The sequence below is a fragment of the Paenibacillus sp. RU5M genome (assembly GCF_900221055.1).
In the GTDB taxonomy this organism is placed as follows: domain Bacteria; phylum Bacillota; class Bacilli; order Paenibacillales; family Paenibacillaceae; genus Paenibacillus; species Paenibacillus marchantiae.
Window position 1 is genome coordinate 178481 of record NZ_OBQM01000006.1, and the last position, 22655, is coordinate 201135.

A 22655-nucleotide genomic window follows, 5' to 3' on the forward strand; every position below is an offset into this window, starting at 1 on the left:
GAACACTTCACTTCATTTTAACGATGACCTTTCCTTTGGCACTTCCACCTTCAAGATACTGAAATGCTTGCCCGACATCCTTGAAATCATAAACCTTATCAATCACCGGTTTAATGAGACCTTCCTCCAAGTAACCCTTTATTCGCTCTAATTGCAACCCGCTTGGTTTCATAAACAGAAAATGATATCTTGCTTGGTTTTTCTTCTCAAGAGTTGTAATCTTATGGCTCACAATCGATAACAGTGCTGTCTTTAACCAGCCTAAGTTGGCTTCTCGCCCGAATCTCGCGTTCGGCAAACCGGAAATAGATACTATTTTCCCATTCGGCTTAAGTACTTGGAAGGATTTTTCCAGCACCTCGCCTCCTATCGTGTCATACACCGCATCATATCCCGACAGTATTTCTTCAAAATTTTCTTTACGATAATTGATAATACGATCGGCACCAAGGGATTGGACCAATTCGTAACCTCTATCGCTGGCAGTAGTGGCAACATAAGCTCCCATTAATTTGGCCAACTGGATGGCGAACGTGCCAACCCCTCCTGATCCTGCATGAATTAATATTTTTTGGCCTTTCTGAAGGTTCAAAATATCGTAAAAGGCTTGATATGTCGTAAGACCGACCAGTGGTATGGATGCTGCTTCTTCAAAGTTTAAGTTTTGGGGCTTCAGCGCGATGTCTTCTTCATGGACAGCAATGTATTCAGCCAAAGTTCCAATTCTGTCTTTACGAGGTCTGCCATATACCTCATCTCCAGGTTTATAAGCGTTTACCTGTTTACCCACCTTGACCACAACACCGGAAAAATCATTTCCAAGGATCAATGGCATCTTGTAATTCAGCAGGAGCTTTACCTTGCCCTCTTTTATTTTAAAATCAATCGGATTTAAGCTTACTGCATGGATTTCCACCAATACATCATGATCTCCGATTTGAGGAATAGGCATTTCTTTCTGTATCAAGGGAACATTCTTCCCGTATTTCTCAATTACCATGGCTTGCATTTAAATCACTCCATTACGTTTATGAGTTTAAACATATGAACATATTATATCTAGCACGTTAACAAATCAAGCATAATATCGAGATATCCAGACTGGAAGCTGGGATAAGGCTTACCTCTCTTCCAGTCTGAAGTCAAAATCCATCGTAATACGCGTTAAATAACATACCATAATCTTAGGAGACAAGGACCGCACAAATCTTTTTAATTCGGGTCAGTTAGCGGTAAACATCCTGCCAGAACTGCTCCACCGTCAGGGTGGTTACTTACCATAAGTTCGCCTCCATGTTGCTTCATCATTCGTTGTGAGATCGTTAATCCTAATCCACTGCCTCCAGTTGCACGACTTCGAGACGTTTCCCCACGATACAGAGGTTCAAAAACGCGCTCTAATTCTTCGAAAGAGAAGCCAGGTCCGGTATCACGGATAATAAACCTGATTTTATTGCCGTCTTTAAAGCATTGGACTGTTATTGCGCCACCTGATGGCGTATATCTAACGGCATTCTCCAATATATTGTTCATCGCACGCTCCAATACATACGAATCTCCGTTAATACAACAACCGTCAGTTAATTGGTTTAAGATAGAAATATGTTTCTGCTCAGCTTGTGGACTCACACTCTCTATCGATCTTCGGAGGATCTGTGTTAAATCTAGCGTTCTCGTGTTAAGTTCACTTTCTAAGTACTCCATTTTTGTAAAAGTGAAGAGGTCCTCAACCAATCGATCCAATTGAGCGGATTTCTCTTTGCATACGGCAATATATCGGGTGACCTTCTCCGGTGACTGAGCTATTCCTTGTTCCAATCCATCCAAATACCCCCGCAAGGCAAACAACGGTGTGCGTAAATCATGTGCAACGGCTGCGGTGACAAATCTGCGTTCTTCCTCAAGCTCCACTTGTTTACGGTGGGATTGTTCAAGCCCCTTCACCATAACTTCGAATCCATCACGGACTTCGGCAATTTCCGTGATTCTGGATTTAGGTAATTGGACTTCCCAATGTCCTGCTGCAATTTGTCTGGCCGCCTCGCTCATTTTCTCAAGAGGTTTAAGGAGGAATCTTCTCATTTCAACTCCAACCACAAAGAAAGAAAGCAGCAGTCCGAAAAATGCTGCAATCGTTGGAACTCCGTTGGATTTAGGAAGATAAAGAACAACCCTCCCCAGCAATTCCCCCTCCTTTATGACAGAGAACTGTTCGGTCGACGAGAATCGACTGTGACGCTTCGGGCTGGAACGATATATTTCCGAATTAGACGCAGATTCAATCTCCACATCCATCTTTGCTTTGCTCAACTCAGTATGAAGTTCGTTTTGCCAACCGGTATCCGTCCATTTATCCGTACCAACTTCAATCATGTGGATCATCTCACTGAGATGTCTTTGCAGCGTTTCATTTTGCTGTTGGCTTGTAGAGATGCTAAACGACTGAGTGTCCATAAAGTGAGCCGTGACAAAAAAGATCCAAGGCAATGTAAGCAAGAAGAATAAACAAAGCATAGTAAATGTACGAATACGGAGTTTTCTCATGTTACACTCCCTCAAAACGGTATCCTACTCCCCACACGTTGATGAGGAATTGTGGATGGTTTGGATCGGATTCAACTTTTTCGCGAAGCCGGCTAAGATGAACCCGAATGGTATGCCTGTCGCCTACACCTTCCCAAAACTTTGCAAGCAGTTGTTCGTAGGAGAAAACCTGCCTCGGGTGCTCCGCAAATAATCGCAACAACTCATATTCTTTAGGTGTAAGCTCGACTTTTCCCCCTTCGACCAGGACTTCTCTTGCAGTCAGATTTAACTGGATGCGTCCATAATCCAAGATCTTCCCTTCCATGGGTTGCCTGGAAGTAGTGCGCCTTAACACGGCTTTCACTCTGGCAACAATTTCCCCAGGCGAAGCCGTTTTGACGATATAATCATCTCCTCCGAGCGTAAGGCCACGGATCTTGTCCACATCATCACTGCGAGCACTCAAGAAAAGGATTGGAACATTGCTGTCCCCTCGAATTCGACGGCATAGCTCAAATCCGTTTTGTCCCGGCATCATAATGTCCAGTACAATGCAATCTATGGAATGCTGTTGCAGTATGGCCCAAGCTTGTTCCGTATCACAAGCAGTCTTTACGTGAAATTGGTCATTCTCTAGAAAGTCCCTTAATAGCTCGACGATGCTCTGATCATCATCTACAACAAGTATCGTATGATACATACTCATGCTTATCCCACCTCTGCCATCTAGTTTATCATTTTTTCTTCCTTTACCAAGTCGAGACTAAATTCTGTGATGATTTGTTTATAGTTTTGTGACCTTTCTAGGACTTCCTTTGAGATATTCGTTTGTTACGATTCTAACTGTGAGTACGGACGACTTAAAGATAAGGGGATGGATGAAATGTTAACTGTTCAGATCGTGTTATTTGATGGCTTCGACCTATTGGATGCTGTTGCACCTTACGAAGTATTTTGCGCCGCTTCTATGCATACCGACAACGCCGTAAGAGTAGAGATGGTCACGGCTGAAGGTCCAAGACCAGTGACTAGTGGTATGAATGGTTTGACAATTGAAGCGAACAACACTCTTGACCCGGAACGTGGGGGTATCATACTTGTGCCTGGTGCAGCCGGTAATGTTGAAGGAGATGGTCCAGACTCGATTCCTACCATTCTTGGTAAAGCCATGAATACGGAATTGACTACAATGATCAAGACAGCTCTCGACCACAAAGACATCTTAGTCGCTACAGTCTGCGGTGGTTCCCTCTTGTTAGCTATGGGAGGACTCCTGGAAGGAAGATCTGCTGTAACACATCGTTTGGGTATGGATTTACTTGGTGCGACTGGGGCAATTCCTGTCCCGGCACGCGTAGTGGATGATGGTAATCTGGTTACTGGCGGCGGTGTGACCTCGGGGCTTGATGTTGCGTTGTATCTGGTCGAACGTGAACTGGGGCCACGTATCGCACACGAGATAGAGCAGTTGTTTGAGTATGAGCGAAGAGGAACCGTTTGGAGAGCAAAAGGCATTGCACCCAGCACTCACAAGTCGTTGACGGACAACGAACCGAACATTGTAATGAATCAAACGGTAGTGACCTCTGGCATATTGCTTAATGAGAAAACTCAGACAACCGTCTTTGATGGGAATTGGGACACAACAATCGCTACACCTGTCGGTAAACTGGAGGTCAAACTCTACATAAAGACAATTTCTGATGTGATCCAGGGCACAGCAACACAAGGTAACGAAACAATCCCATTTATGAACCCTGTACTCTGCGACAACAAGTTGACCTGGAGCCTGTCAATTACTAAACCTATGCGTTTGAATCTGAAATTCGAAGTTGCCGTGGATGGAGATAAAATGAATGGAATCGCTAAGGCTGGCCTTCTTCCTGCTTCCAAATTAACAGGAAAACGAATAAACTAGCCTGGTTAGCTATGTGCACAAAAAAGAGTTTCGGGGGTTGTAGTTTGATATGAAGAAACGAAGAACGTTATACGGATGGCTGGCCTGCGTCAGTATTTTCTTTATTGTGTATGCTCTAGTGAAGAACTATTGGATAGACCCTGAAGCTTCAAGCTTTTTAAGCCATAAGACCGGTTCGAAGCGCGAGCTTCATCTTCCGATCTGGCTGAATGTCATGTACGTTCATGTTGCGTTTGCATGTTTGGCCATGGCGTCTGGATTACTCAACTTCTCTAATCGGATTTTTGAAAAGAGCCGCAGGTTCCACCGTATAAACGGTTATGTTTACATTGTGTCCGTAGCGCTTGTTGTACTGACTTCCGGTTATATGGCCCCTTACGCTACTGGAGGAAAAATAAGCAGTATCGGTTTCAATGCGCTTAATATCATCTGGCTATTCATTACAATTACCGCTCTCATTCAAATTAAACAGAAACGAATGGTTCAACACCGGAACTGGATGATTCGAAGTTATGCCTTTTGCTTCACGAACATGTTGATTCACCTCATCACTTTCCTTTTTCATCTGGGATTCGGGTTGGCTTATGTTACAAGCTACACTATAAGTATTTATGGCTCTATTGCTTTGCTGCTAGTTATTCCAGAATTCATCATCAGAATGAACTTCAAATTGAAAACAGCCTACGAATAATTTTTCGGAGGCTGTTCTGCATTCTAGGTTGCATTTGCCATGAGTGGAGCTTTACTTAGTTAACATCAGCTTACTGTGGCAGTCAAACGGATCACGGTTAACTCCGGTTTTGCGAAGAAGCGAAGAGGCATTCGGGTGGTTCCAATTCCTCGGTTGACATATAGCTTTAGCGGCTTGCTTTTGCCTTGCAAAGAGTATAGTCCTGCGACATATTTGTGAGCTAATGCAGTTGTGATAAGCGGTTTGATCAAAGGAATTCTGACTTGCCCTCCATGGCTATGGCCGGACAGCTGCAGGTCAATCGGATATGCGCTCAATTGATCCACAACATCCGGTTCATGAACGAGTAGCAGGTTGAAATCCTCTTTACGGAGCGATTGCAGCGTACGCTTAACTTGCGGCTTTCCAAGCAAAAAATCATCGAGTCCGGCTATGTTTATTTTATCCCCTGTGGCGGTACGGATCGTATGCACCTCATTGACCAATACGGTAAATCCCGCGTCCTCCATGTATTGCTTATACTTTTGGCTGCCGCCGCCTCCCCTGTCGTGATTTCCGTAAACCGCATATTTTCCGAGAGGGGCATTTATTTTCGCTAACACTTGCTGTGCTTTCTTTCTATTTTCCGAGCCAAAGCGTGTGTAATGATCCATTAAATCTCCATTGAACACCACGATATCTGGCTTCAGACGATTCATACGATCAACTAAAGATTGAAGCTGAGCCACCGAATAATCGGGACCCAAATGGGTGTCAGAGAATTGCACGATTTGAATTCCATTCATAGATATTGGCACGAATTCATTGTCGATATCCAGGCGAGTTACTGCCAGTGCTTTAGGTTCAATCTCCCTTGCATAACAGCCGATCCCTAATAGAACAAGCAATAATGCAATGGTGACCTTTCTCCATTTCACTTCGTCAGGCTTTCCTTGATCTCATTCCAAATCGGATTGTCTGCCGTACCGCGTACTGGCTGCTCTCCTTTTTCAATGGCATCCCAATACTTCCAGTTGGGCTTCTCACTGCCTAATTCATAGTCCATCCCATCCCATGTATCTTCACGAAATGCATAGAAAGCCCAATGCCATCCGTATTCATTAAAGATAGATATCAGATCCGCCATGTAGCGATCTGCACCTTGAACCATTCGGTTCGTTCCGAATTCCGAAGCTATAATCCGGTTCGCAGGTATGTTATGATCAGAAGCCCACTTGGCGACAGGCTCGACAAATTGTTTCAGAGTCTGACGGTTAAACTCTTTTTCCGTCTTATCATCTCCAACCTTTACGCTCCCCGGATAAGAATACGTAAATCCTTTTTTCTTGTTCTGGCTTGTCATCTCATAAGGCTCATACATATGAAAAGCATACAGCACATTAGGATCATCAATCGGTTTCAGATACGTAAAGGCCCAAGGTGTTGCGTAGAGCCCCGAATCCAGAATGATGGGAGTTGTCTGGTCTACCGTCCTGATCTCTTTGGTTATCGTGTCATAGAGTGAATTCAGATCAGCTGCGGTATGTTCCACTTTGGTATACCACTCTGAATAATCCTGCGTCCAGAAGTCATGAAAACCCGTACCCGTTTCCGGATGAGGCTCATTAATCAGGTTATAGCCGATGACGGCAGGATGATTCTTCAATCGTTGTGCAAGATCCTTCCAAAACTGAGCGGCCTGCTTGTGATATTCAGTATTATTCCAGATCCGATCATCATTTTTGGCCCCGTTGAACTGCCGCCAACGATCTCCTGGTAAGCTAAGCACCGTAATAATCACTTTCATCCCTTTAGCTTCCGCGGCGTCCAGATCCGCTTTGAGTCGGGCAAAATCTTCTTCCACGATACCTTCGTACTTATCCGAGCTGCCTATCAAAAAATCTGCGTTAATATTGGCATCTGGCTTGTCGTTAAACAAAAAATCTCGATCCTTACTCCACTTATCGGGCGCAAGCCGTACAAACTCTATGCCCTGTTCCTTGGCTGCTTCATAGTTGTCAGGGAGGGATGTGGAGTTCATAAAATTAGTCCCTTTTCGCTGTTCATTCCAATAGCTCATTTTCTCCGAAGGAACGGCCTCCTTCTCCTCCTGACTGCTGTTCATCCCTGAAATCTCCAATGGCTTTGGAGAAGCTGAATTAGAACTGCATCCAGCTAGTGCAATCAAAATGGCCGCTGAGAGTAAAACATTTTTTCCGATAGGCCAACTCGATTTGGTTGATATTTTCTTCAAAGTCAATCACCTCGATAGCCATCTTACCCGTTGTCTGTTACGCCAATATGACAAAACGAGCTATTATCCAATCGGAGTTCCATCGGGCAGTTTGATATCTGGTTTTAACAGAACGACATCCCCTTTATCGGGTATTCCTCCCAGAACCAATACTTCTGATTTAAACCCGGCTATCCGGCGCGGTGGAAAGTTGACTACCCCTATGATTTGTTTCCCGATCAGTTCCTCGGCTGCATATCTTTTAGTAATTTGTGCACTAGAATTTTTTATTCCAATGTCTTGTCCAAAATCAATCTCAAGTTTGATCGCCGGCACTTTCGCTTCTGCAAAAAACTCAGCTTTTGTAACGGTTCCGACGCGAATATCCAGTTTCAAAAAATCATCAATGGTAGCCATATATATATTCTCCTCTTCTACTTGTCTAATGGTTAGAATAATTCCTGTAAATTCATGTCAAGTTCGATACTCAGAAACGTTAGAAGTGGTATAACGCAATGATTTTGCCAAAAAATAAACCCCCATGCCGAGTACGGTCATCATCCCGCCTATAAACTGAAACAGAGAGATGGTTTCTCCCAGAAATACAAAGGCGAGTATGATGGCAAGAACAGGCTCTCCAATAATACCCACAGATAAAGTCGTTGCGCCTAAAGATTTCAATAATAGATTAATTAGTAATTGTCCAAAGATGGTTGGAATTATGGCAAGCAACAAGAAATACATCCAATCTGAAGTGTTATATCCGGTCAGGGAGATATGATTGAATAGACTGTAGATAAGCAAGACACTTCCCGCAAGGAAGAAAACAATAACGCTGTACACATTTGCATTGATTTTATGACTTACTTTTTGTCCAGCAAGCATATATGCCGAAACCGCGATTGTACCTAATAAAGATAATCCATCTCCGATCAGTGCCTCTCTTGACACCCCGATGTCGCCCCATGCGATAATGACTGATCCTGCAAGAGCAGTGACCATGCATAGGATGGTAACCATGTGTGCTCGTTCCTTGAAGATGAAGTATGACCCGACCATTACAAATAAGGGCTGCAACGATAAAATGACCAAGGAACTTGCAACAGAGGTATGCACCAATGACTCCATCCAAAATAAGAAATGTAACCCGAGAAAGAGTCCGGCTAACAACACAACACTCCAATCTTTTTTGTTCATCTTAAGGTTTCGAAGACTTTTCCAAGGTACAAAAGGAAGCATTAGTATTACGGTTATGAACAATCTGTACATCCCAGCTACAGAGGTTGGCGTCTCTGAGGACTTTATCAATATGGAAGAGATTGAGATGGACAAAATGCTGATAAATAGCAGCATGTACGGATGAGGCGGATACAACGATTTATTCATTTCTAAACTTGCTCCTTCAAAATGTTCTATCCAAATTCTGTGCACAGGATTATAGTGATAAAACAAAGATTGGATATAATAATATCATCGTTAATGTTTTAATTGTGTAATAATATCGCTATATTATATATAAATATCATCATTCGAAAGGATACATTTAAATGTCAAAGCAGCTTCACGAGATGATCCTTTTCCCTGATGCTTCATTTCCATACATTATGTACACAGCTAATTCCGAGAAAATTATTCCTGAAGGTAGAGGATTTAATGACCTGCATTGGCATGAAGAACTACAGATTACATTGGTTACTCAAGGAAGGTTAGTTATACAGGTAAACGGTATGGATCATGAGCTATTGGCTGGTCAAGCTATCCTAATTAATAAGGGAGTTCTGCATGTTACGACGCATCTGACCCACAACGGACAATATGTGAGCTTTAATTTCCCTGAAAAGCTATTAGCCTTCTACGCGGATAGTGCCATGGAGAAAAATTATGTATTACCTTATACGGACTCTGCCCTGGTTTCGCTAGTAATCAAGGGCGATGTAGAATGGCAACAGATTGTGCTAGATATGTTATGGGATATGAAAAAGAGATTTGATATGAAAAAAAAATGGGGATGGGAATATGAGGTTTCCATCAAAACCGTACAATTGTGGTTAATTTTGATTCATAATATTACGCTTTCCTCCGAGGAGGCGCCCAAATATGTAAAACTTCAGCAAGAGCGCCTTCAACTCATGCTCAGCTTTATCCATCAGCAGTATTCAACGAATATTACCCTGCAAGAAATTGCTGATACAGCACATCTGAGCATCTCGGAGTGCACACGGAGTTTTAAGAAGACCATTCATATGACACCGTATGATTACTTAATTAAGTACCGGATCAAAAAGAGCATGGAGTTATTAATTTCAACCGATTATACAGTAACTGAAATAGCTCATAGGGTTGGTTTTAACCATGTAAATAACTTCATTCAGTCTTTCAAAAAACATCAAAACCAAACGCCTAAGGGTTTTCGGAATTCGAGTAATGAGATCAAACATTAAAGAAAGAATTGATCTGGTGCAATTACTTCACTTTTCTTTTAACAGGAATATGCAGGCACAAGCAGCAAAGGCAAGTATGCCGCTCGCGGCGCTTGAGATGGAAAAAGCTCTTATATAATCCCCAAGGCCGGCCTCGTCAAGGGGCAAACGCAGTGCGGCAGAAAACAACATGCTGATCATTGCCACCCCCAATGTGTTTGCCAAATACATAAAGGTCGTGAACAGCCCTGATCCGGTTCCTGCTGAGGCTGCTGGCACGCGATTCAAGATCGTATTGGCGAGTGGGGTTGTGGCCATGCCCAGACCAAGCCCGTACACCAAGAGAATCAATATATTGTGGAAATGGAATAAATGAACGGCATCCGTATGCAAAGACCACATCAGCAAAAATATACTTCCACCCATGGTAAGTGTCCCTGCTTTCAATACCGTATCCCCCCACCTTTTCCCCATCCGCGAGGACAATAATGAAGTGGCAAAATATCCAAGGCCTAGCGGCAGAAAAACAAGACTGGTTGATTGAACATCGAAATGTAATCCCGCTTGAACATAATAATTTAAGATGAAGAAAAAAGAGAACATGCTCAGATATACAACGATTTCTGTGATGATACCTATCCGAAACGAACCAATTTTGAAAATGGATAGCTCCATTAACGGCGTGCGTCCTTCCTCTTCCCTCCGTTTCTGCCGAAGAACGAATAGGATCAGTAGCAAGAGTGAACCAAACACACAGCCCCAAGTCCATATCGGCCATCCTGATTTTTGCCCAATCGTCAACGGATAAATGAGCATAAGCAAGCCAAGCATGACCACAGCAGTGCCGAGCCAGTCAATACTCTGCTTGTAATGTCCCCGTGATTCGGGAATGATGTGGAGCCCTGCTAGTACAAGCAATCCTATAGGCACATTGAATAGAAAAACGATCCTCCAGCCAAGATTGAACAGGTTCCAGTCCACTAATATGCCACCTAATATGATCCCAAGTGTAAAACCTACACCGATAACAGCACCATAGATGGCAAAAACAAACCCTTTTTCGCTCGCCGGAAAGCTGCTCTGTATAATGGACAAAACCTGGGGTTGGATCATCGCTGCCGATAGACCCTGGATGACACGAATGACAATGAGCAGCGTTGGATTAGAAGCTAGGCCGCCGAACAGACCCATCAAGGTGAAGCCCAATACACCAATCCACAACATGCGTTTTCGACCATATACATCGCCCAGTTTCCCACCCAGAATCAATGCAACTGCAAGTCCTAACGAATATCCAGAAAAAATAAGTTGGGCCTCGCCAAAGCTTGCTTTTACGCTCGACTGCATCATTGGAAGAGCCACCTGTATCATATAATTGTTCAACGAAATCAGCAGTGTCGGCAACAAAATCAGGACTAAAGCCATCCAACGGCGCGGGTCCACCTGAGGTGCCGTGTATACATCTTTTATAACTGTTGCAGATGATTTATGCATGATCATGATCCTCTCCTATCCATCTCTAATTGATAATAATTATCAGTTATTGATGGAAAGAGGGTCTACCTGCATAGGGATTTTCTATCCCTATAAAAGGAGCACGGGCAATTCAGAAGGAATCTCGACATGATCGCCATGTCTGAAATTCCTTCTGAATTGCCCTAATCGGTTTTTATATCCCGCTGAGGTAACATTTTGAGGTGCTCACTGGGGTTATATCCATAAATTTTACGAAAGGCTGTCGCAAAATTACTGACATTACTGTAGCCAACGGATACCGCCGTTTCTCCGACATTCATTCGCTGTACTTCCATATAATAAAGCGCCATTTCCATTCTTTGCTTGCGTACCAGCTCAAATACAGTCATGCCAAAGCGTTCGCGAAATCCCTTTTTAAGCTTGAATTCATTGATCCCGACCTTTCTGGACAGCTCCTGAATGGAAAAGGGTTGTTCAAAATGGCGAATAACCAATTCCCTGGCATAATCAAGATTCGCCAGATCATCACGGCTCAGGAAGCTTTTTTCATTTAGCACCTGATGCCCTTCTACTTCACCAAATAATGCAATCAATTCCATGGATTTGCTCTCCATGTACAACCTTTTCAAGGCTCCATTATACGTGCAATTCAACATATCCGAAACACATCGATGAATCTCTGGTGTATTGGGATAGTTATCAATGTTCCCTTTATAACGCTGCAACCAGGATTGCATTTTCTGCTCCTCGGTTATATCTGCCGCGTAATGCAACAGTTCCTGCGGGGATAAGCGAATTTCAAGCATATGATGCCGGACGTCCGCTTTTTTCTCTTCATATACCAATTCATCCTCGAAAAATAACACGTTGCCTGTCCAATGATGGGTATAGCTTTCCTTCCCTTCCCACTCACAATAGATATTGCCATTAAGACAATAACTTATCTCAAATAACGGACAAGCCTCCTGAATACGAAGTTTCATATCCTGGACATAGGTCACATCGGTTATAACAATTTCCATACCCGGACGGATACGTGTTCTGTGTATGCTTCCTTGGCCTATCTCTTGCGGAATCGTAATATGCTGCTCCCATGTCTGAAGCCGGGATTGTGCTTGTATCAGACCCGTAAATTGATCAAAAAGGCTGTGTACCTCGCTGTTAACTATATTTAGAGTCAAAAAGACACCTTCTTATATCCATTTGGAAATCCTGTGCGCTACTTCCTCTTTGCTAAATTCAATATTTCCCGAGGCCTATAGATAGGAATATATATACCACAAAAATGGAGTTTATCAAAGATGAATCAGGCATGTGTTAGAAACAACACCTGAGAACGCATGGGACCTTATGACTTAAATCCAACATTAAGTCCATATACCGGATGAGGCACATACGGCTCTTCCAAGCAAGCTATTTCTTCTGATGTTAATGCAATCGACAGAGCTTCAACTGCATTTTCGAGATGAGATGTCTTCGTAGCGCCAATAATCGGAGCTGTAACCGGAAAATAGGAAACGGAATTCAATGCTTTTGGGGCTTCTCTAAACTACGTTAGTGCTCTGACAACTTCTCCACTGGAGCCATTTTCCGTCAAGGAAGCAAGATTAACAATTTTATCAACAACTGAATCCGGTTCCTTCTCACCCCTTGGATTTTGTTCAGTTCTCAAATTGCCCGGATCGAACATATTAACCAATATTCCATGTTTTGCTTCCTCAATTGCTATCGTTCTCATTAAAGCCTCCAGCCCTGCTTTGGCAGCTGAATATGCCCCGAATCCCGGATAGTTCAGATTGGCCATTATGGAAGTAATGGATACAATGCGTCCGTATTGCTGAGCTCTCATGATCGGAAGAAATGTTTTGGTCACCAAAAATGGACTATATAAATTGAGGCGGATGTTATCATCCCATGTTTCCAATATCATATCATGAATGGGGATGTGCGCACCTGTACCCCCTGCGTTGTTGATCAATACATCTATCCGTCCTGTCTGCTCCAGCACTTGGTCACGGAGGCGCTGAACGTCATCCTGATCCGTTATATCCGCGGGAATGATCAAAGATTGGCCTCCTGAGTTTTCTATAATTCGTGCCACATCCTGCAATTTTTCTTTTCGACGTCCAACTAAAACAACTTGTGCTCCCTCTTCAGCCAGTTTTATCGCCACAGCTTTACCAAGGCCGGTTCCTGCACCTGTAAAAATGACTACTTTATTCTTCATCAATACCATCTTCAATCCATCCCTCAGATTGTTATTATGAAGCGAACAATTTGAATCATTTTCTAAAATGGCGTACTTAAAGGATAAGAGGAGATCTCTCCACTTAACATCTATTAAATATTAAACGGAGAGTTCTCCTCTTGTCAACATTGTGACTTTAAGACAAGTGTCAGATATGGCGAATGTGATGGATGGTTTCTATAAAAAGAAAAACAGCCCCGTGATTAGGGCTGTAGGGCTGTTCATTGAAAATGTATGTGCACTCATCGTTCAGAAAGGATCATCTGCGAAACAGAGTCACGTTCGACACACTGTATATTGATCCTGTAAGTAGACTCAACAGCCTCTCCTTTTAACATTTGAATGAGTACATGTCCAGCAAAGGAGCCTGCGTCTGTTTTGGGTTGTCGAAAAGTCGTAAGAGGTGGATTTAAGTATTCGGATACATGTATGTTGTCAAATCCAATAATGGATAGATCTTCGGGTATGGAGACCTGATGTTCTTTAAAAGCCTCTAAGCCTCCAATGGCCATTTCATCATTCGCAAAAAAGACTGCCGTTGGAAGCTCTCCCTCCATTAGCAACTTAGCTGCGTTGTAGCCACCTGTTTTCAGAAATTGGCCGCCAAGTCTCCAATTCTCATTCTCTTCCACCCCTGCTTCATGCATAGCTCTCAGATAACCCTGATATCGCATCAGATTACAATCCGAACTTAAAGGCCCGCTAATATAGGCTATTGCGCGGTGACCTTTATCCAGAAGAAAACGGGTTGCCATATAACCACCTTGCTCATCATCCATCAGAACATTTACAATATGCTCACTATGGAGTTCCCGGTCCATCACTACAATAGGAAATCCCGTTTCGGCAGCCTGCAACAACAACTCATCTTCAATATTTTCAGCGATTACAATCACGCCGTCCAGCCTTCTCTCCCTGATAAAGCGTGCAGCTGTCGATCGCTCTCCGCCTAAAGAGCTGCATACGATCAAGTCGTATCCCTGACTTATGGCGCTGGATTCAATCCCACTCACCAAGTCGGAAAAATAGGGGACGGACATATCATGAACAATAACACCAATCGTTTGTGTGTTTTTTCGCTTTAATTCGGATGCGGCTCCATGCTTGATGTAATTAAGCTCACTTGCTGCTGCAAGTACTTTCTGTCTTGTGTGCTCACTTACATGTTTTTTGCCGTTGAGTACATAGGACACGGTTGAACTCGCGACACCCGCTAACTTTGCTACGTCTTTAATCGTTATCATTAAATACTCCCCAAGAAGACTGTTATTGGTTCACTGACACATGAATTCTTATATCTTTCACCGCATTTTAACACAGTCATCTTGGGAAGTGCACAAAAAGTTACAATACAATCATTCTGAAATTTCAAAATATATTATCGATCAGGTCCAAATACAAGATTGGCAGATTGTTTGGCTTGTTCAATAACCTCCATCACCTTCTCGCTATGCTCAAGCATAGCTGTGACTTTCTCCAGATCTTGTTCACGAATCATACGCTCGAATTCAACAAACTCGTCATACATGCGATGAGGATGATCCTTAATATCTACCCGAATCGGCGTTTCCTTATGAAGCGCAAGATCAAAGGATTCACATTTGTTGGCCGAGCTCATCATATGGATATATCCTTTATTCCCTTGGATGTTCATTGCATTAGGGGCTGTGCTGTCTTTGGAGCCTATGCAAACACACTTGAACTCACCGTAGTCCAAAAGCAACATGCCTGAAGTGTCAATTCCGCGTTCCACGTTGGCCCAGTATTCCACCTTCTTCGGGCTTCCGAAAAGCCCTACGACCAGATGAATATTATACAAATTAATATCCATCAAGGCTCCACCAGACATTTCCGGATTAAATGCTGGCAGCACTTCTCCAGCCTGAAAAGCCTCATAGCGGGATGAATATTGGGAATAGTTACACTCCACAATTTTGATGTCACCCAGTTTGCGCAGATTCTCCTTCATGGACAAATAGTTCTTCAAATATTGGTTTGTGATGGCTTCGACCAACACTAGCTGTTTTTGCCGTGCAATCTCTTTAAGTTCAAGAAATTCTTGCAGGTTGGAAGTGAACGGCTTCTCACAGATAACATGTTTGCCGCCCAATATCGCTTCTTTGGCATATGCATAATGAAGATGATTCGGAAGCCCGATATAGATCGTATCCACTTCATCATTCGTAATCATTTCGCTATATTCTAAATGTATTCGACCAATTCCATACTGCTCTTGCAGAGTCAGCAATTTATCCAGATGACTAGGTCTGGAACATATGGCCCCCAAGGTAATCGCAGGAATTTCATGAATAAAGCTCAATAGATCCTTTACAATCATTCCAGCTCCGACAATTCCGAGTTTCATATTAGTTACACTCCTCCATACCTTTTTCTAATATTTCCATAACCGCGATCGTTTCTTGGTCTTGAATAACTTTTTCTTTGCCATGGTTGATGGCTTCATAGATATCGTCGTACACTCTTGCATAATCGCCTTGTTCAGAAGTTACTTTTTCTTCATGATAGATTCCTTCTTCATCCAGATACGTCAGTACGCCATAGTGCTGAGGCATATCCTTACCAAAATCGGGATGTCCTTTGGGAAGATAAAATAACTTCAGATGTTCCTCTTGACGATCCTCAGTTTGTTTTACGAATACCCCCTTTTTGCCGTATACTACAAAACTCGGGCGTGGCTTTAAGCGGAAAAAGCTGGATTTGACTGATACTTTCAGCGAAGAATAATAAAAGTCCAGATCGAAATAATCATTCATTCTGCCAGGACCCAGCAATTGACGAACATCGTAATGTATCTTGTCCGGTTGCCCGAAATAGGATAATACCTGATCAATGGTGTGAACACCGTGCCCGTATAAATAACTTTTGTATTTGGAAAAATGGGTGGTAGCATTCGGAATCTCCGGTCGAAAATAATCGTAATGCATCTCCACTTCCAGCAAATCGCCAAGCTTTCCTGATTCAATCACTTTCTTGGTCGTCAGAAAATCCGAGTCATATCGTCGGTTCTGATAACATTGAATCAAGAGATTTTTTTCTTTGGCGTATTGGAAAATGGATTCGGCTTCTTCTTTGGTCAGCATAAAAGGTTTTTCAACAAGTACATGTTTTCCGTGATCGAGTGCCCTCTTTGCATACTCATAATGGGATTCGGTATGTGTACAGACCACGACCAACTGAATGTCATCGTCATTCATTAAAGCTGCAAGATCATCTGTATACAGAACACCAGGAGCCTTCTCCCACTCCGTTTTCTCCGGATGACGGGCGTATATCGTTTTTACTTTCAAATGATCCCGATTCAATGAAAAAGGAAGATGATAACGATTTGTACTTTTGCCATTGCCAATATAACCGATGGTTAACATATGAATTCCCCCTTAGGCTCTTTTTCATTTATTATAGAAGAAGAAAATCCTCCGGAGGAGCTTTGAAGAAATTACGGTACATTTGACCAATAATTCGTATTTCGGATGCCCTCTCTTTAAACAAAATGTTTACTGGACGCTCTACATCAACGTTATTTCAATGAATCCGGGGTGAACCTGTTGAAAATATTGACCCAATTAACAGACATGAACAACTTTACACCAAATGAAAAAAGCATTGCTTCTTATATTCTGACTCATAAGGAGCTAATGCTTCACTTGAATATTCAAGAGCTTGCCAAAGCTACATACACGTCACATTCTGCCATCAATCGATTGACTCATAAGCTTGGACTTTCGGGGTTTAAGGAGTTCAGCATTAAGCTTGCTCGAGAGTTTCAACAAGATGCTCAGAACATCTCCAATATCGATCCCAATTATCCGTTCGCTCTCGGTGAATCTTCACTCCAGGTGGCAAAAGATATAGCTGAACTAATGAAAGAAACGATTGAGAAAAACTTTGCTTTTATGGATGAAGCCTCTCTAACAGAAGCAGCCCATTTGCTCGATCAGGCGAAACGAATCTTCATCTATGCGTTGGGGGATTCTCAGATTCGCGCGAAGAGCTTTCAGAATAAATTGATTAAAATCAATAAATACGTCGTGATCACAACAGAGCTATCTGAATGGGCCTACCACACCATAAATCTTACCCCACAGGATTGCGCCATTTTTTTGACCTATCATGAAAAATCGCCCATTTTCCTAAAGGCAGCCCAACATTTCTCGCGTGAAAAAATTCCATTTATTACGATTACCGCGAATCATCAAAGTGAGTTGGCCAAAATGAGCACGATCTGTATCCAGGTGCCGAATGACGAAACAAAACATGCAAAGATCGGTACATTTTCATCACAAATTGCCTTTGACTACGTATTAAACGTGATTTATTCCTGTATTTTTCAAATTGACTACGCCAATAACATGCAAATGACTACTTATTCGTTGAAGAATTTCAATTTGGATGAGTGATATGAGAGGTCCGGGTGTAGAACCAGGTAATTACAACATACCAAAAAACCTTCAAGAACGAAGCCTTGAAGGCTTTTTGGTATGGTTTTAGAGTACTTTCTCCAGGAAGCTGATCGTCCGTTCATTTTTTGGATTTCCGAATATTTCATCAGGAGTGCCCTGTTCTACAACATATCCACCGTCCATGAAGACAACCCGATCCGCAACTTCACGGGCAAACCCCATTTCATGGGTCACGATAATCATCGTCATACCTTCGCTCGCAAGATCCTTCATTACACCAAGGACTTCGCCTACCATCTCGGGGTCGAGCGCCGAAGTTGGTTCATCGAATAACATAACGTCCGGATTCATGGCAAGCGCACGAGCGATTGCTACGCGCTGTTTTTGTCCGCCCGAAAGTTGGTTGGGATAGCTGTCAGCTTTATCCGACAAACCAACCCGATCCAGCAAACGAAGTGCCGTATCGCGTGCTTCCTGTTCTTTTAAAATCCCAAGTTCTCTGGGTGCAAACATGATATTTTTGAGCACGCTGAAATGAGGAAACAGGTTAAAATGCTGAAATACCATACCTATGTTCTCGCGAGCTTTGTTAATGTTCGTTTTGGGATCATTTAGATCCCGATCATCTACGATAACCCGTCCAGCTGTGATCTCATCTAACTGGTTAATGCAGCGCAAAAACGTACTTTTACCTGAACCTGAAGGTCCAATGACACAGACAACTTCACCTTCGTTGACCGATATATCGATGCCCTTCAACACATGATTCGTGCCAAAACTTTTCTTTAATCCTTCAACGTTAATTTTACCCACGACGAACCCTCACCTCCAGGTAGTCAGCAATTTTAGTCAATGTGATGATAACAATTAGGTACATAATCGCAACAGTCAACCAAATGTCGAAAGAGGCGAAAGTTCTTGCGATGACAATCTTACCGGATTGCGTCAACTCCACCAGACCAATGACGGACAAGATCGACGTATCTTTCAATGTAATAACCATCTGATTAATAAATGAAGGAATCATAACCCGTATGGCCTGAGGGATTACAATCTTTATCATCGCTTTGCGATAAGGAAGTCCCAATGAACGGGCAGCTTCCATCTGTCCACGATCAATCGATTGAATACCCCCGCGTATAATTTCCGTTACGTACGCCCCTGCATTCAGACTCAACGTGAGAATGGCGGCCAGGAACAGTGGCATGGTGAAGCCCATGGCCTGAGGAATCCCGAAATAAATAAAGAATGCCAAGACGATCAACGGTATCCCGCGGAAAATATCCACAAATACAGTAGCGACCCCACGAAGGAACTTATTTTGACCCACTTTCATAAAGCCAAAGATCAAGCCGATGATAAAAGCGAAAAACAGCGAAATTATCGTATATAAGAGGGTATTTCCCAAACCTTTGAACAGTGCCGGCAGAGATTTTTGGACTAATTCCCAACGACCTTGGTTTGCGACAACGGCATTTTCACCAAGATATTTCTCGGTAATGCGCTTAAATTCACCGTTAGCCTTGATATTCACTAATCCTTCATTAAACATTTTTAGAAGTTCCTGGTTTCGCCCTTTACTTACTGCAAATCCGTAGGAAGCCCCGTCTTCTTTCTTGGTCACGATTTTCAAACCGTTATTCTGATTTGTCCCAAATCTTAGAACTGGTTCATCTTCAAAACATGCAATCGAGTTTCCAGTTTTCACATCATCATACATTTGCGAAGAATCGTCGAATGGAACAATGGTAAAACCATATTTTGAGGCGATGGATTCAGCAAAGCTGTATCCTTCTGTGCCCGTTTTCACGGCGACCTTTTTTCCGCGAAGATCTTCGTAGCTTTTTACAGTATCATTATTGGCACTAATCCCCATAACAACGCCTGATTCATAGTAATGCTCTGAGAAATCAAACTTTTGTTTCCGTTCATCTGTAATACTCATCCCGGCAATAACGCCATCCACCTGATTGGACTCAAGAGCTTGCACAGCCGCATTAAATCCCAGGGCTTTGATTTGATAATTAAAGTTCTGGTCTTTGGCGATCGCATCCAGCAAATCCATATCGATGCCTACATAATCCCCGTTTTCATCTTGATATTCAAACGGTGCAAATGTGATGTCCGTACCGATCACATAGGTTTTACCTGAATTGGAGTTTGCATTGGCATCCCCCGACCATCCGGATAACCCCGCCACTAGGAGCAGAATTAGTGATAGTACAAAAAATGAGACCTTGGTTGTTTTCATATGTCCTCCTCATCTCGGTGTTCTCCGAATCCTAATCATTTTCTTGTCATTGATGTTACTGTCGTACATTTTTAGGTGTCTTTGCACATTATATTGTTATTATTTGCAGTATATTAACAATCAATGCTTTCCCTAACATTCTTCACTTTCCTCCGCAACGTTTTATTTGACATCCATTTAAAGGTCCACGTTATATTTACCCTTCAGGACTACTTTTAAAAACCTAAATTGAACTTAAATAAAAAAAGTCGCCATATAGGCGACTCTATAACAAACAATATGATGATCTTCCGATGACAATTGCCAAGGTATTTAATCTTTCTTTATAAGAATGAACACTTCGGGTTATTCCTCAGCGAATAATTTTGAAAGTGGATTTTCCACTTTTTTATCCAGGGTTACCTTGCCCGTCTTGTCCAACATATAGTACTGATAATAAGCGCTGCTGAATCCAATGGATTGCTGCATCTTCATCATAAATGGTTCAAGACTCCCACTGCTCAGATGATCTTCATTCCAGAAGTAGTGCAGCATCAAACGATTTTGATTATAAGGGTGTTTGATCACATAGGCTCCAGCAGCAGACGGTTGGTTCATAGTCGTTTTCCATTGAAACCCGATATGGGTAGCACGGTCTATAATGCTGGATTTTAATGCTTGTACAAAACCATTTGATTTGGCGTTACCAAGTACAATCAGGTTGCTGGTAGCCAGTTCTTTTTTCATTTTTTGCTTCAATTCCTGCCGGTCCTGGATCAGGTCATACTTCACTCCGGTTAAATCCATAAGAGTTGTCAGTTGGTTTACCATAGCTTCCTGTTGTTTGTTCGCTGCCTTGCTCACCTGATCACTGAGCACAATGGCTAATCGCTCACCTTGAAGGGCTTTATCCATCACACGGCTCATCGTTTCAAAAGGTAAATTCGGAACCTGAGTTAACGCTGATCCATACAGCGATTGAAACTGATCATGCAGGTATGCCGTTTTCTCCTCATTCGACAGTTGATACTCGGGCTTCAGCGTAAAATTAGGCTCATATAAAGCCGTCTTCATATCATCTCGCGCCTCTTTCCCCAGTACATCTTCTATCGTTTGCAGAAGTCCGTCAATCGTAGCGTTTTGGTACACATAACGTTTAAAATACTCTTTCATAAAAGCATCGAATTTCTCTTCCCCGACGGAACGGTACAATTGGTATATCGCTTGACGGCCTTTATCGTAATAAACTGGGCTTGCCCAATCTCCCACCTCGTCATTAGTTGAAGCAATAGCCTTATCCACAGTGGAATCGTCAAATTGGATGGACTTGAAGCCATTCATCGTATCCCCCTGCTTCTCAGAAAAATACACTTTGGAGAAATCTGCAAATCCTTCGTCTAGGAAAGACTCTGTCTCCGAGTTATTCCCGATTAACGCATGAAACCACTGGTGCGCGATTTCATGCACAAATACGGTGTCCTGGTCTGGAGCAGAATTTATTCCGATTTGCCCCATTTGGATAAGCCTTGAATACTCGATAGCTACACCTTCTACATATGATTCAACAATCCGGAATTCAGGATAAGGGTATTTACCGTATTTATCACTGAAAAAATTAATGGCTTTGAATGCTTGATCAACATACCCATCAACGATTTTTTTCTTACCTGACTGGTTGTCAAAATAATAATACTCTACGGTGAGGCCATTCCGGGTTACGCTGTCCACTTTGAAGTTTGGGCTGGCAAAGAAAGCAAACTCCCTCGTATTCTCGGCTACGGTGGATACCACTTTGCGTCCAGTCTCTGCATCATCCCGTGTAGTTATCGTACCAGGCATAACTACCTGATATTGATCGGGAACATTGAACTCAACTTCATAATCCGCGGAAGTATAATAATCCGTTTCGAATGTTTTACTATAAGGTTTGCTATCCCATTCATGCTTGGCCTCATCATAGACTGACATTACAGGGAACCAATGAGCCCCATTGATAATATCTTTGTAATACGATAACCGCTGTGAGCCATAGGGAATCTTCAGATTAAAGTGGACTTGAACCGACACGGATTCACCAGGCTGAAGGGGTTGCTCCAATTTCACCGACATCGCTTGGTCTTTATTACTGAAATCAAGGGCTTGCCCACCGGTCGTCACCTTTTCAATATCAATTCCTCCAAGAAAGTCTTCCGGTTTCTTATCAGGATTATTTTTGCTAATCTCTTCATTGGAATGTTTAAACATGGTCGTCTGTGTCGATTCCGAAAGGTTGGCATCAGCATAAGTATGAAAAACCAGTTGCTTCAATGTATCTTTGCTTGTATTTCGGTAAGTAATGGATTCACTCCCCTCTATGGTCATCTTCTTCTCATCCAGCCGTGCTTGAATTTGATATTGGATAGGCACTTGAGCCTGAATATCTTTTGTGGCCTGTGAAATAGCAGATACAGGAGCTGCATTAGCGGCAGCACTACCCGTACTTATGATTGGGCATGCGGTCAGAATCATAGCGA

General features: G+C 42.7%; 20 protein-coding genes and 1 pseudogene. 4 read left to right on the top strand and 17 right to left on the bottom strand.

The window, feature by feature from the left end; translation table 11 throughout:
- Positions 1–7: 7 nt before the first annotated feature.
- From CRO25_RS18800 to CRO25_RS18810, 3 genes are all read right to left on the bottom strand, one after another.
- Positions 8–1009 (bottom strand): NADP-dependent oxidoreductase, encoded by a 1002-nt coding sequence (locus tag CRO25_RS18800; RefSeq protein WP_079696029.1) that lies wholly within the window; start codon positions 1007–1009, stop codon positions 8–10.
- Positions 1010–1212: 203 nt separating this feature from the next.
- A complete protein-coding gene (locus CRO25_RS18805) occupies positions 1213–2544 on the bottom strand; it encodes a cell wall metabolism sensor histidine kinase WalK (RefSeq protein ID WP_079696030.1) in 1332 nt (443 codons plus the stop codon).
- Between the two features lies 1 nt (position 2545).
- Positions 2546–3232 (bottom strand): response regulator transcription factor, encoded by a 687-nt coding sequence (locus tag CRO25_RS18810; protein ID WP_079696031.1) that lies wholly within the window; start codon positions 3230–3232, stop codon positions 2546–2548.
- Positions 3233–3409: 177 nt separating this feature from the next.
- Here CRO25_RS18810 and CRO25_RS18815 point away from each other — a divergent pair, with 177 nt between their 5' ends.
- Both CRO25_RS18815 and CRO25_RS18820 read left to right on the top strand, forming a co-directional pair.
- Entirely contained in the window at positions 3410–4444 is a 1035-nt protein-coding gene (locus tag CRO25_RS18815) for a DJ-1/PfpI family protein (protein WP_079696032.1), read from the top strand.
- A gap of 49 nt (positions 4445–4493) precedes the next feature.
- Positions 4494–5135 (top strand): DUF2306 domain-containing protein, encoded by a 642-nt coding sequence (locus CRO25_RS18820; protein WP_079696033.1) that lies wholly within the window; start codon positions 4494–4496, stop codon positions 5133–5135.
- A gap of 65 nt (positions 5136–5200) precedes the next feature.
- Here CRO25_RS18820 and CRO25_RS18825 read toward each other — a convergent pair whose 3' ends face one another.
- The 4 genes from CRO25_RS18825 to CRO25_RS18840 all read right to left on the bottom strand — a co-directional run bounded on the left by CRO25_RS18825 (position 5201) and on the right by CRO25_RS18840 (position 8733).
- Positions 5201–6052 (bottom strand): metallophosphoesterase, encoded by an 852-nt coding sequence (locus CRO25_RS18825; RefSeq protein WP_079696034.1) that lies wholly within the window; start codon positions 6050–6052, stop codon positions 5201–5203.
- Positions 6049–7239 (bottom strand): glycoside hydrolase family 5 protein, encoded by a 1191-nt coding sequence (locus CRO25_RS18830; protein ID WP_079696035.1) that lies wholly within the window; start codon positions 7237–7239, stop codon positions 6049–6051. Before CRO25_RS18830 ends, CRO25_RS18825 begins: the two co-directional genes overlap by 4 nt.
- A 192-nt stretch (positions 7240–7431) precedes the next feature.
- Positions 7432–7764: a chaperone CsaA gene (gene csaA / locus CRO25_RS18835; protein WP_079696036.1), complete on the bottom strand. Its 333-nt coding sequence runs from the start codon at positions 7762–7764 to the stop codon at positions 7432–7434.
- A gap of 57 nt (positions 7765–7821) precedes the next feature.
- On the bottom strand, positions 7822–8733 hold the full coding sequence (locus CRO25_RS18840) for a DMT family transporter (protein ID WP_079696037.1): 912 nt from the start codon (positions 8731–8733) through the stop codon (positions 7822–7824).
- Between the two features lie 161 nt (positions 8734–8894).
- Between CRO25_RS18840 and CRO25_RS18845 the strand changes: the two genes are divergently transcribed.
- Entirely contained in the window at positions 8895–9788 is an 894-nt protein-coding gene (locus CRO25_RS18845; protein WP_079696038.1) for an AraC family transcriptional regulator, read from the top strand.
- Between the two features lie 27 nt (positions 9789–9815).
- On the opposite strand, the gene CRO25_RS18850 is transcribed toward CRO25_RS18845, so the two are convergent.
- The 7 genes and pseudogenes from CRO25_RS18850 to CRO25_RS18880 all read right to left on the bottom strand — a co-directional run bounded on the left by CRO25_RS18850 (position 9816) and on the right by CRO25_RS18880 (position 16877).
- Positions 9816–11267, bottom strand: coding sequence for an MFS transporter (locus CRO25_RS18850; RefSeq protein WP_256863685.1), 1452 nt, complete (start codon positions 11265–11267; stop codon positions 9816–9818).
- Between the two features lie 158 nt (positions 11268–11425).
- The gene (locus tag CRO25_RS18855; protein ID WP_079696039.1) at positions 11426–12424 is read right to left on the bottom strand and encodes a helix-turn-helix transcriptional regulator; all 999 of its coding nucleotides are present in this window, start codon (positions 12422–12424) and stop codon (positions 11426–11428) included.
- A 167-nt stretch (positions 12425–12591) separates the two neighbouring features.
- Positions 12592–12750: pseudogene (locus tag CRO25_RS33945) on the bottom strand (aldo/keto reductase); the annotation flags it as partial.
- Between the two features lie 42 nt (positions 12751–12792).
- A complete protein-coding gene (locus tag CRO25_RS18865) occupies positions 12793–13470 on the bottom strand; it encodes an SDR family NAD(P)-dependent oxidoreductase (RefSeq protein ID WP_256863686.1) in 678 nt (225 codons plus the stop codon).
- 263 nt (positions 13471–13733) lie between these two features.
- Positions 13734–14735 carry a LacI family DNA-binding transcriptional regulator gene (locus CRO25_RS18870; protein ID WP_063564991.1) on the bottom strand — a complete coding sequence of 334 codons (1002 nt, stop codon included), beginning with the start codon at positions 14733–14735 and terminating at the stop codon, positions 13734–13736.
- Positions 14736–14869: 134 nt separating this feature from the next.
- On the bottom strand, positions 14870–15856 hold the full coding sequence (locus tag CRO25_RS18875; RefSeq protein WP_063564992.1) for a Gfo/Idh/MocA family protein: 987 nt from the start codon (positions 15854–15856) through the stop codon (positions 14870–14872).
- A 1-nt stretch (position 15857) separates the two neighbouring features.
- Entirely contained in the window at positions 15858–16877 is a 1020-nt protein-coding gene (locus CRO25_RS18880; protein WP_079696042.1) for a Gfo/Idh/MocA family oxidoreductase, read from the bottom strand.
- Between the two features lie 180 nt (positions 16878–17057).
- On the opposite strand from CRO25_RS18880, the gene CRO25_RS18885 reads away from it, so the two are divergent.
- Complete coding sequence (locus tag CRO25_RS18885) at positions 17058–17909, top strand: MurR/RpiR family transcriptional regulator (protein WP_072732862.1); 852 nt, start codon at positions 17058–17060, stop codon at positions 17907–17909.
- Between the two features lie 87 nt (positions 17910–17996).
- Here the strand turns inward: CRO25_RS18885 and CRO25_RS18890 are convergent, their stop codons facing one another.
- The 3 genes from CRO25_RS18890 to CRO25_RS18900 all read right to left on the bottom strand — a co-directional run bounded on the left by CRO25_RS18890 (position 17997) and on the right by CRO25_RS18900 (position 22650).
- A complete protein-coding gene (locus CRO25_RS18890; protein WP_072732861.1) occupies positions 17997–18725 on the bottom strand; it encodes an amino acid ABC transporter ATP-binding protein in 729 nt (242 codons plus the stop codon).
- Entirely contained in the window at positions 18718–20163 is a 1446-nt protein-coding gene (locus CRO25_RS18895) for an amino acid ABC transporter substrate-binding protein/permease (protein ID WP_072732860.1), read from the bottom strand. The genes CRO25_RS18890 and CRO25_RS18895 overlap by 8 nt, the downstream gene beginning before the upstream one ends.
- Positions 20164–20508: 345 nt before the next feature.
- Positions 20509–22650, bottom strand: a complete 2142-nt coding sequence (locus CRO25_RS18900; RefSeq protein ID WP_097115795.1) for a M1 family metallopeptidase — start codon at positions 22648–22650, stop codon at positions 20509–20511.
- Between the last annotated feature and the right edge of the window lie 5 nt (positions 22651–22655).

Bases quoted from the DNA above. Each gene is read 5' to 3' on its own strand.
- CRO25_RS18800 (WP_079696029.1), bottom strand. From the start codon at position 1,009: ATGCAAGCCATGGTAATTGAGAAATACGGGAAGAATGTTCCCTTGATA.
- CRO25_RS18805 (WP_079696030.1), bottom strand. From the start codon at position 2,544: ATGAGAAAACTCCGTATTCGTACATTTACTATGCTTTGTTTATTCTTC.
- CRO25_RS18810 (WP_079696031.1), bottom strand. From the start codon at position 3,232: ATGAGTATGTATCATACGATACTTGTTGTAGATGATGATCAGAGCATC.
- CRO25_RS18815 (WP_079696032.1), top strand. From the start codon at position 3,410: ATGTTAACTGTTCAGATCGTGTTATTTGATGGCTTCGACCTATTGGAT.
- CRO25_RS18820 (WP_079696033.1), top strand. From the start codon at position 4,494: ATGAAGAAACGAAGAACGTTATACGGATGGCTGGCCTGCGTCAGTATT.
- CRO25_RS18830 (WP_079696035.1), bottom strand. From the start codon at position 7,239: ATGAACAGCAGTCAGGAGGAGAAGGAGGCCGTTCCTTCGGAGAAAATG.
- csaA (WP_079696036.1), bottom strand. From the start codon at position 7,764: ATGGCTACCATTGATGATTTTTTGAAACTGGATATTCGCGTCGGAACC.
- CRO25_RS18840 (WP_079696037.1), bottom strand. From the start codon at position 8,733: ATGAATAAATCGTTGTATCCGCCTCATCCGTACATGCTGCTATTTATC.
- CRO25_RS18845 (WP_079696038.1), top strand. From the start codon at position 8,895: ATGTCAAAGCAGCTTCACGAGATGATCCTTTTCCCTGATGCTTCATTT.
- CRO25_RS18850 (WP_256863685.1), bottom strand. From the start codon at position 11,267: ATGATCATGCATAAATCATCTGCAACAGTTATAAAAGATGTATACACG.
- CRO25_RS18865 (WP_256863686.1), bottom strand. From the start codon at position 13,470: ATGAAGAATAAAGTAGTCATTTTTACAGGTGCAGGAACCGGCCTTGGT.
- CRO25_RS18870 (WP_063564991.1), bottom strand. From the start codon at position 14,735: ATGATAACGATTAAAGACGTAGCAAAGTTAGCGGGTGTCGCGAGTTCA.
- CRO25_RS18875 (WP_063564992.1), bottom strand. From the start codon at position 15,856: ATGAAACTCGGAATTGTCGGAGCTGGAATGATTGTAAAGGATCTATTG.
- CRO25_RS18880 (WP_079696042.1), bottom strand. From the start codon at position 16,877: ATGTTAACCATCGGTTATATTGGCAATGGCAAAAGTACAAATCGTTAT.
- CRO25_RS18895 (WP_072732860.1), bottom strand. From the start codon at position 20,163: ATGAAAACAACCAAGGTCTCATTTTTTGTACTATCACTAATTCTGCTC.
- CRO25_RS18900 (WP_097115795.1), bottom strand. From the start codon at position 22,650: ATGATTCTGACCGCATGCCCAATCATAAGTACGGGTAGTGCTGCCGCT.